Source organism: Shewanella sp. SW1 (assembly GCF_025653545.1).
Taxonomy (GTDB): domain Bacteria; phylum Pseudomonadota; class Gammaproteobacteria; order Enterobacterales; family Shewanellaceae; genus Shewanella; species Shewanella oncorhynchi.
Genome location: NZ_JAKKSG010000029.1, coordinates 44,862 through 57,561 on the forward strand (window position 1 = coordinate 44,862; position 12,700 = coordinate 57,561).

Annotated in this window: 10 protein-coding genes and 1 pseudogene; 5 read left to right on the plus strand and 6 right to left on the minus strand. The window is 46.2% G+C overall.

Features of this window, described 5'->3' with window-relative positions; translation table 11 throughout:
• Positions 1-9 precede the first annotated feature (9 nt).
• Positions 10-996: an alpha/beta fold hydrolase gene (locus L5M71_RS20810; RefSeq protein ID WP_263209576.1), complete on the plus strand. Its 987-nt coding sequence runs from the start codon at positions 10-12 to the stop codon at positions 994-996.
• Here L5M71_RS20810 and L5M71_RS20815 read toward each other — a convergent pair.
• Positions 993-3,374, minus strand: coding sequence for a PilZ domain-containing protein (locus L5M71_RS20815; protein WP_263209578.1), 2,382 nt, complete (start codon positions 3,372-3,374; stop codon positions 993-995). The genes L5M71_RS20810 and L5M71_RS20815 overlap by 4 nt on opposite strands.
• A 100-nt stretch (positions 3,375-3,474) precedes the next feature.
• Between L5M71_RS20815 and radA the strand changes: the two genes are divergently transcribed.
• On the plus strand, positions 3,475-4,839 hold the full coding sequence (gene radA, locus L5M71_RS20820) for a DNA repair protein RadA (protein ID WP_006082696.1): 1,365 nt from the start codon (positions 3,475-3,477) through the stop codon (positions 4,837-4,839).
• 81 nt (positions 4,840-4,920) lie between these two features.
• Here radA and L5M71_RS20825 read toward each other — a convergent pair whose 3' ends face one another.
• Positions 4,921-5,292: a PilZ domain-containing protein gene (locus tag L5M71_RS20825; protein ID WP_173243387.1), complete on the minus strand. Its 372-nt coding sequence runs from the start codon at positions 5,290-5,292 to the stop codon at positions 4,921-4,923.
• Positions 5,293-5,984: 692 nt separating this feature from the next.
• Between L5M71_RS20825 and L5M71_RS20830 the strand changes: the two genes are divergently transcribed.
• On the plus strand, positions 5,985-7,337 hold the full coding sequence (locus L5M71_RS20830; RefSeq protein ID WP_263209580.1) for an NCS2 family permease: 1,353 nt from the start codon (positions 5,985-5,987) through the stop codon (positions 7,335-7,337).
• Between the two features lie 62 nt (positions 7,338-7,399).
• Here L5M71_RS20830 and L5M71_RS20835 read toward each other — a convergent pair whose 3' ends face one another.
• The 3 genes from L5M71_RS20835 to L5M71_RS20845 all read right to left on the minus strand — a co-directional run bounded on the left by L5M71_RS20835 (position 7,400) and on the right by L5M71_RS20845 (position 10,920).
• Positions 7,400-7,831, minus strand: coding sequence for a CBS domain-containing protein (locus L5M71_RS20835; RefSeq protein WP_113939315.1), 432 nt, complete (start codon positions 7,829-7,831; stop codon positions 7,400-7,402).
• A 115-nt stretch (positions 7,832-7,946) separates the two neighbouring features.
• Complete coding sequence (locus L5M71_RS20840; protein WP_263209582.1) at positions 7,947-9,833, minus strand: lysophospholipid acyltransferase family protein; 1,887 nt, start codon at positions 9,831-9,833, stop codon at positions 7,947-7,949.
• A complete protein-coding gene (locus tag L5M71_RS20845) occupies positions 9,823-10,920 on the minus strand; it encodes a UDP-2,3-diacylglucosamine diphosphatase (protein WP_263209584.1) in 1,098 nt (365 codons plus the stop codon). Before L5M71_RS20845 ends, L5M71_RS20840 begins: the two co-directional genes overlap by 11 nt.
• Before the next feature lie 570 nt (positions 10,921-11,490).
• Between L5M71_RS20845 and L5M71_RS20850 the strand changes: the two genes are divergently transcribed.
• Complete coding sequence (locus L5M71_RS20850) at positions 11,491-11,874, plus strand: hypothetical protein (RefSeq protein WP_115334423.1); 384 nt, start codon at positions 11,491-11,493, stop codon at positions 11,872-11,874.
• Between the two features lie 105 nt (positions 11,875-11,979).
• Positions 11,980-12,456, plus strand: a complete 477-nt coding sequence (locus L5M71_RS20855; RefSeq protein WP_263167021.1) for a hypothetical protein — start codon at positions 11,980-11,982, stop codon at positions 12,454-12,456.
• A gap of 81 nt (positions 12,457-12,537) precedes the next feature.
• On the opposite strand, the pseudogene L5M71_RS20860 reads toward L5M71_RS20855, so the two are convergent.
• Positions 12,538-12,700: pseudogene (locus L5M71_RS20860) on the minus strand (group II intron reverse transcriptase/maturase); the annotation flags it as partial.

Sequence of the window (12,700 nt, forward strand, 5' to 3'; positions counted from 1 at the left end):
TGACTTATTTTGACTCAGCTTGCCCAAGGCTCAATTTCGACCATTTCACAGTCTTCAATCTACCTGCCGTACCGCGATGGTCAACTGCATCTACGCCAGTTATTACCGGCTGCGCCTGATTTTTCTAAAACGCCTATCCTCATGCTCCATGGCGCTATGTCTAACGGTCGGGTGTTTTATAGCCAGAGTGGCCGTGGTCTTGGTTGTTATTTAGCGAAGGCGGGATTTGTAGTGTATGTGCTGGATACTGCAGGAAGAGGGCTCAGCTTGCCTAAAATCGATCGTGATTTTACCTTAGGGCAGGGTGAAGTGATCCGCGAGCAGTTACCTTTAGTGCAGCAGGCTATTCTCGATTTACATCAAAAAGTCTGCCAAGAGCAGACGACTCGTAAAGCCGTGGCGCCTTTGCAGGTGCATTGGTGCGCCCATTCATGGGGCGGCGTGTTGATGGCGAGTAGTTTGGCCCGATATCCTGATTTGCAGCAAAGCGTTCGTTCACTGCTTACTTTCGGTAGCAAACGGACAATTCGGGTTAAGTCCTTCAAAAAGTGGTTAATGGTTGATGTTTTTTGGAATCGTTTAGCGCCAGGTTTAGCGATGGGCCAAGGTTACCTCGCCGCCGATAAGCTGCGCATTGGGATGGATAATGAGAGCCGTGCCTCATTAGTTCAAAGTATCGATTGGGTGCGGGGTGATTGGATCGATCACGATGATAGATTTGATTATGCGAAAGCGGCAAAGCATGCTCATTGGCCACCGGCTTGGTTTATCTCAGGGCAAAACGATACTGTGTTGGGGCATCCAGAAGATGTGGCGGATATGATCGTAGAGTGTGGTTTTAAACGGGTTAAATCGACGCTTCTCTCTAAGGATAATGGCTTTAAGCATGACTATGGTCATGCAGATATGCTGACGCATTTAGATGCCACCAGCGATCATTTTCCTAAGATAAGGGATTGGTATTTAAGTTTTGATCTGGCGGTATTAAACAATTAAGACTGCTTTTTATGAAGTACTGGGTATCTTAATTCGACTTCTTGGGTAATATCTAACAGTTCGCCGACACCAATCACACGCCATAACTGTTCTTCTAACTGCTTAGCTTTATGGTTTGCATGAATATTAATGTATTCCAATTCACGGCGTAGGTAGTTCATGTCAGGCTTCTCTGTCGCGCCGCGATAAATCCGTAGGGCGAGGAACCTGCCTAGTGCTTTGCTCTGATTGATAAAGGTTATCTGTGCTTCGACATCACCGATTTCAGTAGCAAGAGTGCACTTTAAAAAGATTTTTCCGCGAGATTGACGAATTAACTGAATAAATACTTCAATAAAATCCATGTCCTGTTGAGGTTTCATTTGACGGATAGGTTCGAGAATATCTTGCTTAAAAAAACCGTCTTTTAGCAGTGGCGCTAAATTATATTGCAGGGTATCTGAGGTGCCTGCGGCAAAAATATCGCTGATCTCATCCTGTTGCGTGCCAACGCCTAAACAAGCGACTTGGGCGGATTTTGTCGTTTTTTCAACAAAATAGGGCACAGAATGTAAATCATGCATCAAAATATTTTTTAAACCATCGGCAAGTTCTTTGATTTCACTATTGTTTTCGGTGAGTTGCTCTAATTTTTCTTTGTTATGGGCAATAAGTTTATTTAAAAATTCGACCCCAACATGGGGTGTATGACCCATAACAGCGGTTAAATGTAAGGTTACACCATTCTTGCGGGTACGCACTAAGCGGTAGGGGAGGTTATCTAGCTGTGTTTTGCCTGCGATGGTTTGGAGCTTTGGGAAGCTTAACAGTAGTGGTTTATTTGATGAAAAATCTGCAGGATTATCCAAGGTTAATTGCATGCCTCGGCTAGAAATATCTAAAGTAATGCCCGTGGCTTTGTGCTTGTCTTGAGTCACATTGACTAAGGTTTTAAAGGCGAAACGCGCTTCTTGGCGTCGCTCGCTAAACTGCATGGAAACTAACTTAATTTGATTGGTGGTCAGTCGTTGTTGACCAAAGGTTTTTAGGGCGTTGGCATTACTGTCGTCTTGCCAAACTTTGTAATGGCCTCTGGTATCTTCGTTACTGATTTCGATGAGCTGAAGCAAATGACTAAATTGTGATAATTGTTGTTCGACCAATGGGCTAAATTTTGCTTCATCTCCTGGGAGGGTCGCACGTCGATAACCCTTATCATGATAAATTTTATCTTGGGTGACTTTGAAGATCCGCCAGCTGGGCTTGGTCGATGCAAAGCCTAAAAATAAAGGCATCATGCCCTTAGCTTTAAGCTCTGCTAAGGTGGCAGAGTAAAAATATAAGCAACCTTGGGCATTATAGGTAAAGCTAAAAAATAGCCCATGGTCGGGATTTTCAGGGTGATTAAGTAGCTCAGATAAACGGCTTGGTGTCAGCATAGCTGGTAACTGACTCACATCATTTTCATCTTGAAAATAATGCACTATCTGCTGGTTATCTCGGCTGAGTAGCATGTGGCTCAAACCTTGAGTTTGAGTATTGAAATATAAAGGTAAGTGCGGCAAATGGGGTAAATAATGACGCTCAAATCCAAGCCCTGTTGCTGTGACTATCACATCATTCACATCTACTTTGTAACGCAGTTTGTAGCCGCGGATTAAATTGCCAAGCATTTCACTTAAGGCTTCGCTGCCCCCAATACGCTTGAGTCTTAACCAAATATATTCGCCATTGGTTTGGCTATCGACAACCTCATAGTCAACACCGAGCTGGAGATCGGGATAGTAAAACTCCTCACTGAGTTCCAGTAACTTTATTTTTAGGGGATGGTCGAGATCGAAGGGATGGTTGGCTGCAAGACGAATACGGGCACCACCTACGGATAAATCTGCAGTTATTCCTTGTACTTCACCACGACCAGTTTGCGATGCTGCGATGCGAATACTGTAATTCATCCGCTCTTCTGTGCGGTTGAAATAACTGCCTAATACCACGCCGGGCACCATAAAAGGCTCTGACTCAGCGGCCTCTACCTGCGTGACACCTTGGCGCAACTTTAACCGACGTTGTTGGTGAGCATTGAGCACATACTCGTATACTCCCAAGGTATATTGATTGCGAAACAGTGACATGGCCTCATGCATACTGTTTTTGGCGGGTTCATCTAAAAAATGTCGCTGTTGACCTAACATCACTTCAACACAAGGAAGCTCAGATTTATCCCTGAGATCGATAATTCGCGTGCATGGTGAAGCCAAACGACTGAGTTCCATTTTCACTAGAAAACGGGTCGAATTGGTTTCATCTATCGTCAGCTGCTGGAAAATCTCTTGGAAGTTAGGTTCCATGAGCAATGGCTTGAGCTGTTCGATGAGTGCACTATGGTTATCTAGACTCATGTAGGGTTCTTTTTAATGCTTATTTTGTATTGGGCTGTTAGTCTTATGTCGGCAGTATTCGCAGTTACTTAAATTGATTTTATACAGATTTTAATGAGTTATGGCAAAGAATAAAACGGCGTACGTATGTAATGAGTGTGGGCAAGACTTTCCCCGTTGGCAAGGGCAGTGTAGCGCTTGTCAGGAATGGAATACGATCACTGAGGTGAGGCTCGGTGCAGCTTCGCCTGGGCGCAGCACTAAGTTTGTCGGTTATGCCGGAGCAAGCAGCAATGAAGTGAAGACATTAGATCAAATCGATCTCAATGCCTTACCGCGGATCTTGAGTCATTTTGGCGAATTAGATCGAGTGCTCGGTGGTGGGATTGTACCAGGTTCTGCCATTTTGATAGGCGGACATCCAGGCGCAGGTAAGAGTACGCTTTTATTGCAAACTCTGTGTCATCTGGCCGAGCAAATGCCTGCACTGTATGTCACGGGTGAAGAATCGTTGCAGCAGGTAGCTATGCGCGCCCATCGCCTTGGTTTACCAACCAATAAATTGCGGATGTTGTCTGAAACCAGCGTCGAGCAAATTTGCGAAGTTGCCCTTAAAGAATTGCCTAAAGTCATCGTTGTTGACTCGATTCAAGTGATGCACATGAGTGATGTGGCATCGAGCCCTGGCAGTGTGTCGCAGGTGCGTGAATCCGCTTCTTACTTAACCCGTTTTGCGAAAGAAAATGGCATTGCCGTGATCATGGTCGGCCATGTAACCAAAGATGGCAGTTTGGCTGGGCCCAAGGTATTGGAGCATTGTATCGACTGCTCTGTGATGTTCGAAGGGGATAGCGATAGTCGTTACCGCACCTTGCGCTCCCATAAAAATCGTTTTGGCGCGATCAATGAATTAGGCGTATTTGCCATGACAGAGCGCGGCTTAAAGGAAGTCGCCAATCCTTCGGCAATCTTCCTTTCTCGTGGTGAAGAAGAATCTTCTGGATCGCTTGTCATGGTGGTTTGGGAAGGCACGCGGCCCTTGCTGGTGGAGCTGCAAGTGCTGGTGGATAACTCGGCCATGTCTAACCCGCGCCGCGTGGCTGTGGGTATGGATGCAAACCGTTTGGCCATGTTGCTTGCCGTAATGCACCGCCATGGTGGTTTGCAGATGTCGGATCAGGACGTGTTTGTTAACGTGGTGGGCGGCGTGAAAGTGACTGAAACCAGTGCCGACTTAACCTTGCTGCTTGCTATGGTATCGAGTTTTCGCGGTGATATTTTGCCTAGCGATTTAGTGGCCTTTGGTGAGGTCGGGCTGTCCGGCGAAATTCGTCCTGTGCCCAATGGGCAAGAGCGATTAATCGAAGCCGCTAAGCATGGTTTTAAGCGAGCAATAGTGCCCAAGGCCAATGTGCCGAAAAAGCCTCCTGCTGGGATGGAAGTGGTGGGTGTTTCTAAGTTATCCGAAGCGCTAGAAGCGATTTAGCATCAAATGCTCGCGAAGTGAGTTAACACCAGCAAGCAAAACAGCGCCATGAGGCGCTGTTTGTGTTTGTGAGCGAGTGTCTTAATCTGTGATATTGTGTTTTTCGATAAACAACATGAGTTCACGATTCAGCAAAGAAGCATCACCTAGGTTCAGTTCCACCATACGTTTTAGGTGGCTGATACTATCAACATCGATAAAGTTACACTTCAAACCTAATTGGGCATTTTTTTGATGGACCAACTCAGTTTCCATACGGATCTCAATGTCAGATTCTGGTAAGGCAAAACTGAGGGTAATAGCATCACCCGAATTAATAAAATTTTGCGGTTCTTCAACCAAGGCGCCATTTAGACTCAAATCGAGAATGGTCGTCTCCCACTGTGCACCACCTTGTTGTAGATGTGCGCTCGTGGCAAATAGAATCCGCGAAAACTTACGCCTTTCGTCCATACCCAATCCTTTTTCTTTCATAGTCAGCTAAGTGTAGTCCCATCAGTGCCTCTAAGCATAAGTCATATTGATGTGACTGTAAAAGCAGAGTAATTTTTTGTTCAATAAAGCTACCAAGATCGCATATTCACGCAGGCGGTGAATGACGAGGTGTTCGTTACAGACAGCGTAAGTGTGGCTCCTTGTACAGCAACCCCTGAAACGTTAATACGCCAAGTATCAATACACTAAGTATCAAGGTTTGGTTGACTTGCCATATTCTAATATTGGGAGATGAAGGAGGGGGGAAGTTAGCGTACGTTTACGCGGCACTGGCAGACTCTTATCGTGATTAATGTGATATTAAGTAGCAGTTATTACATAGGTTTAGGCGTTTTTTTAAACAACTGATTTCGGCTTTTGCCGCTAATTTTTTATCGAAGTGCAGGTGATGTCTTAGCTATCTTTGGGAGATTCCAGTATCATCCGCGGCCAACAACGGCTGCGTCTACATGATTAATGGCTTTTTAATCATCGCGAAGCATCACTGCTTGCAGATCATGGATTTTTCCCACAGTAGGAAAATGATGTGGATCTCTCACCCAAGTCTGATGGATTTGGGGCTCTAATCTGCCGCAGCCAGCGTCGCCAATTGCGTTTTAGGGTAATTGGTACCGACCCCATTTTAAGAGATCACAAGGTATAACAACATTATGTCTGAGCAATTGAGTTCAACAGCCGTACCCTCTGGTTCGTTTCTGGACCGTTATTTTTCTATTCAACAACGTGGCAGCACAGTTCGCCAAGAAGTGATTGCGGGATTAACAACTTTCCTCGCTATGGTCTACTCGGTGATTGTGGTGCCAAACATGTTAGGCCAAGCGGGATTTGATCCTGGTGCCGTGTTTATCGCTACCTGTTTAATTGCATCATTTGGTTCTTTGCTCATGGGTTTATGGGCAAACTTACCTATGGCGATTGGCTGCGCGATTTCGCTTACCGCCTTTACTGCGTTTAGCTTAGTGCTCGGTCAGGGCATGTCGATTCCGGTTACCTTAGGCGCGATTTTCCTGATGGGCGTGACCTTTACGCTTGTGAGCGTGACCGGTGTTCGTCAGTGGGTGCTGGCTAATTTACCTAAGGGCATAGCCCACGGTACTGGCATAGGTATCGGCTTGTTTTTACTCTTGATTGCGACTAACAGCGTGCAATTGATTGTGGCCAATAGCGCAGGCTTACCGGTGAAGTTGGGCGACATTAACAGCTTACCTGTTATCGCGACTATTCTAGGTTTAGCGGCAACTATCGGTTTAGAGCGCCGCGGTGTACCTGGTGGTATTCTGTTGGTGATTATCGCGTTATCGGTATTTGGTTTAGTGTTCGATCCGAGCGTGAAATACCAAGGTTTGTTTGCCTTGCCTGATTTAACCTCAGAGCATTCACTGATTGGTCAGCTCGATATCATGGGCGCCTTTAATCCTGTGGTATTGCCTATCGTATTAGCGTTAGTGATGACGGCGATTTTTGATGCGACCGGCACTATCCGTGCTGTGGCTGGGCAAGCGAATTTACTCGATAAAGACGACAATATTGTCGGCGGTGGTAAAGCCTTAACCTCAGACTCAGTCAGCAGTATGGTGGCAGGTTTAGTCGGCGGAGCACCAGCGGCTGTGTATATCGAGTCGGCGGCGGGGACTGCAGCGGGCGGTAAGACAGGTTTAACCGCGACTATCGTTGGCGTACTGTTTTTATTGATGATGTTTTTAGCGCCATTAAGCTACTTAGTGCCTGCCTATGCGACAGCGCCTGCTTTGATGTATGTGGGTTTGTTGATGCTGAGTAATGTGGCGAAACTCGATTTTGACGATAAAGTTGATGCCATGTCGGGCTTAACCTGCGCTGTGTTTATCATCTTAAGCTGTAATATCGTTACCGGTATAATGCTGGGTTTTGTGACACTGGTGGTAGGCCGTATTTGCAGTGGCGAATGGCGCAAACTGAAGTTAGGCGTGCTTGCCATCACCTTAGGTTTAGTGGTGTTCTATATGGGTGGTTGGGCGATTTAAGCTAGGCAAACTGAGTGATTTGAACTGAGTTATTGATAACAGAAGCGAGTGCAGTCTTAGGATTAGCACTCGCTTTGATTTTGTGCTCTGTACTCACAATAGGCACGTAATAAGTCTTTCCAAGTAACAATCCCAACCAATTTACCGTCCTCTAACACGGGTAAGCAGCCTATATTGTTATCTAATAACATGCGGGTAGCCGTGTCTAAATTGATGTGGGGTGCGACGGTAACCGGATTACGCGTCATCACTTGATGCACACGTTTTTGTAGGGTTTCTAAGTCTCTTGCGGTTTCGGCGCTACTGCCCAAGTTCGGGCTAATCGCACGCAATAGATCCCGCTCCGATAACACGCCTTCAAGTTGGTACTCATCTACGACCAACAAGTGATGAAAGCTCGCTTGGTCGAAGATTTCCTTCGCCACAGTTAATCGATCGTCCATTTCAACCGTGACGACTCGGGTACTCATAATATCGGCGATAATGATCGGCATGATGATCCCCTGTTAAGCTTGCGCATCCTAGGATGCGCTCTGTTAATGCGCTGCATTACAGTTACTTATAACAGAGTGGTGCAAGTTTAGCCAACACCCATTACAAAGTTTTAACTCAAAGATCTTGGACCTCTGGCTCATCATCCGCTGTTATTGGCATCCGCTCCGATTCGGGTAAGTGTGCGCCTATGTAGCGTTGATACTTTTTGCCTTTCAGTTTGTGGGTGTCCACCAGCACTAAGCCATCGATACAATCGCCAAAGTCGGCGTCGATACCAAAGGCGAGAAACTTAACCCCATCCGCTTTACACAGTTCACCATATTGTTTGTAGAGCGTAGGTACGGCCGCCCCCATACTCGCGAGCACTTGTTTGAGTTGCTTAAAGTTACTCTGATAATCCTCGGAGAAATACAAGTCATCTAACTTAGCTTTTTGGGATTTAGATAAGCCAAAGGGTGACATGGAAACTGCCATCTGCTGCGCAGGTGCAAATTCCCGCGCATAAAAGTGCACTAGCATTTCCCTAGCACTTCCAGGCAGTTGATTACTGATGGACACAGGGCCAAATAGATAACGATATTCAGGATGCTTGGCGAGATAAGCCCCAATGCCAAACCACAGATAATCTAAACTGCGTTTACCCCAATATTTAGGCTGCACAAAGCTGCGACCGAGTTCTAACCCTTGCTTCACAAAGGGCATAAAGCTGTCGGCGTATTGGAATAGGGATTGGCTGTAGAGTGCGTTGTCGCCATATTTTGCTAAGACTTGCTCACCACTGGCAAAACGATAGGCGCCGATAATTTCAAACTGCTCTTTATCCCACAACACTAAGTGTTGGTAGTAGGAATCGTATTTATCGATATCGCGGCGCTTGCCCGAACCTTCGCCTACGGCGCGAAAGGCGATTTCCCTCAGGCGGCCAATTTCCCGCATGATGGGATTACTGTCGTGGTGTTGGTAGAGATAAATCAACTTGTTATCTTGCGTTTCCCCTAGAAGTTCACATTGTTGCAGTGCCGCTTGCAGTTCACGGCGCGATTCGGGGTGGGCGATAGCGCTTTGGGTGATAAACAGTGGATCTTTATCTTTGCCAATACGATACAAGTGATTTTTAAGCAGTTTTATCTTGGTCTTGAGTGGAAAGTCCATTGAGCGTACGGCTTCATTGGGAATGAGCTCGCCAATGCGGATCGGCATATTACGTTTAGCCTGCTTGAACATTTCCTTCACTAGCAGCAGTGTCGCGAGTGGCTTGTAAATCATAGATGCGCCGTAGAAAGTGGCAGAGTTTTTGGCATCTAAAAATATTGGCAGTAGGGGCGCATTGCAGGAAATCGCCATCTTTAAAAAGCCTGAGTGCCATTGGGTATCACGCACGCCGTTAGGACGCAAACGCGAGACTTCGCCCGACGGAAAAATCAGCACTGCGCCTTCGTTACGCAGGTGCTGGTGGATTTTTTCTAAATGCTGTTTCGGTGTGCCGCCGGTCATATTGCGCACTGGCAGTAGGATTGAGTGCAGCGGTTCCAGCGCCATTAAGAGTTCATTGGCGACGACTTTGATATCAGGGCGAACTTCACTGATGAGTTTGATGAGCGCTAATGCATCGAGTGAACCTATAGGATGGTTCGCGAATATGACCACTCGGCCTTCACAGGGAATGTTTTCTATCTCGTTGGCGGGCACGGTAAAACTAAAGTCAAAACTCGCCAGCATTTGTTCGACAAAGTCTACGCCCTGTAAATAGGTATATTGACTGGCGATATCGTTGCACTGTTTTTCATTGAGCAGGTAACGCAGCATGGCCTTGGCAGGTTTAGCGAGCCAAGGTTTGTCATTGATCGCTGGCAGATTTTGTTCAACCACATTATCAACGGTAAAAATCATGTTATTCGCCTTAAACGGCACAGCATGCCTTTTGTGGCTAAGGTTGCTGTTTAGCATTTTTTCATTGTATTTCATAGCGTTATGTAATTGATTCATAGTGTTAGGCAACATCCCTTGGGCGAGTTTCGCCGGTGTTTATGTCTGGCATTTGCTGCGCTGCCGTTTTTTGTTGCTTGTCTTTGTGCGTCTCAGGCGGCTGTTGTACCAGCGCTATACTGTTGAGAATATCGAGCTTGAGCGTTTGCTCGTTCCAGCGGCAAAGTTGTAATTCGCCGCTTAAGGTTTCTGTGATTAAACTGCAGTTTTCGACCCAGTCACCGTCGTTGGCGTAGATGATCTGCCTCTTTTCTGGGGGACTGAGTGGTGAGTAATATTGGGCGGCTCTGGAGTGAGTCGAGAGTTCGGGCTGATGGATATGACCGCAGATCACACCGTCAACATCAAAGTGCTGGGCATAGTTGAGTACCGCTTGACGGTAATGTCCAATAGCGGCTTGAGCCTTGCCCACTTTGGACTTGATATAACTTGCCAGTGACCAATAGGGATAACCTAAGCGTTCCCGCAAGCTATGGAGATTGCGATTGAGGAACAATAATAGGTCATATAAATGGTCGCCCAATATGGCGTAGAAACGTCCGACACACACATCGGCATCAAACTGATCCCCGTGGAGCATCAAGAGTTTATGGCCGCCAATTCCGTGGTGAATATGTTGGCGGGCAATTTTAATATTCCACAGGCTTAGCTCGGCGTAGGGTTTAATCAGTTCGTCGTGGTTGCCCGGCAGATAAATCACTTGGGTGCCGTTTTGTGCCAGTTCAATGAATTTCTGCAGTACCTTATTGTGGCTATCGGGCCAGTGCAGCTTACGTTTCAACGCCCATAAATCGACTATGTCACCGACCAGATACAAGTGCTGACAACGCACGGTTTCAAGCAAGCTGAGCAGGTAGTCAGCCTTGCAATCCTTACAGCCTAAATGGATATCTGACAACCAGAGGGCGTTAACTGTGATGCTTGCTGTATGGGCTGAAGTTAATGCGGATGGGGTAATCGCGGCACAATTGAATTGATTTGAGGATGTTGGTGCTAATGTTGGCGTTTGTGTTGAGCGATTAAAGATGGGAGGAGAAAGGCTGGGGTCATTTATCTCTTCCCGCGTAGACCTCTCAAGTTTCCTGAAATTAAATCCTGTCATCTCGTATTCACCCCATTAGGCTGTTAACGAATATGAGCTTAGTGGGGGGCTTTGACCGAATGATGAAGTTTAGATGACATGCAGATGACAAAAGGTGAATTAGCCTGGACTGAACCTGCAAGATTCACATCTGGATACAATTAGATCCGATAGGTTGGTTTAACTTACTTCTGCCCCAAAGCTTGCTAGCATTCATTTAGTGAGTCGAAAACGGACGAATAAATTGCCCTACAAAATCTCATCTATTTAACGAATGTTTGGCCCTACCGTAAAGCGACTAACAATGTATGGGTACAGTCGTATTTAAATTTAGATGCTTTTGAGTGTTTTTAAGCTCATTTTTTTACGCGTTTATCCAGCATGAAATTAACAAAACCCTTTAAAATCATTTGTATATATTTTTCCAAAATTAGTTAATAGGTTTGGAAAACGCGCATGCGCGTTTTTCCGGATGGTGTATTTGATAAAAAACTGATAAGTTCTTTGCATACAGGTAGTTAACTGTGCGCGTTTTCACTGGTCTAATGAGGTAAACGCGCATGCGCACTAATAAAATGTTAGGCATACACAATGAGCCGTAGATATCTCAATCTTCAGGAAGCCGAATCGGCGCTTAAACGAGGAAAAGCAGTTGAGTGCTTCCTTGGCGGATGCGAACGGGATGGCCGTGCCGGCATAAAGTGGCTAAGCATTCGGGGGGCCGGCCCCCAAATAGATGTCTCGGTTTACGAAACAGCCGACTTGGGTGATGAGTCATTCCTTGATATTTATGAATTTGGTCCGCTTGATCCAGACCTGGAGCTTGAAGAAGCAAATGAAGACATATCGTTCGCTTCATTTGGACAAGCGATCGAATTTATTGAGCAGCGATTCACTGGATCATCTGAAAAGTTACTGAATGAGCTAATGATTCAAGACGAATATGCTGACTATATCTCGAGAGGTAGGGAGTAGAAATGCCTAACAATCGCAGGCACAGCGACGGCTTTTTCGTTGCGGCTTCGCCTCCACTACAAAGCCGCGCGTGCTGCTGGCGTTAGGAGTCGCCAGGACATAATCATGGACCATTACCGCCCGGACAAAAACATTTGGGATCACCATGACTTCAAAATCATGGGTTGGCATGACGCCACAATTTGGTCAATGGTGGCAAATACTGAGTCCTTCGAGTTTCTGATTGACCTTGATTACATATTCAAATGGGTTGATCCAGGCCCCGGCGAAACCTATTACAAGTTCTGGGTTGCACCAGTAACAATGGTCTTTGAAAATGCTTTTGACGTAAGAGTGGATATCCAATCATCTCAAGGAGATATGGAGATTTCGGCTCTGCATTGCACAGAGCTGGGCCCCTCTCCAAATGGGAAGTTTACTCAGTACAAATTTTGCTTTGCATGCCAGGAAGGAGAAGTATCTTTGCAAGCAACGGGGTACAAAATGTATATCCGTCAGAGTCCGACCCTTCTCGATCGACAATCTCTAGGGTTCCTGAGCAGAGGCGGTGTCAGTTTTGATCGCAGTGTCAGCAACTCCTAATCGGGTAGCCGGAGGTATCTAGCCTCCAGCCCCCACACCACCCTGCATGCGGCTCCGCACAGGGCGGTTCATTTAGAACGCCTAACTCACTTTCTGGTTAGGATAATGAACTGCAATCCATCCATCTCTCAGTGAACATAAACCTGCTTTCTTGAGATACTCATTACTCAGCGCTTGCTGTATCCCTGGTGTTTTCGAGCTTCGCCACGGCCCTTTGCTTGTAATTCCACAAGCAACGGCCGCT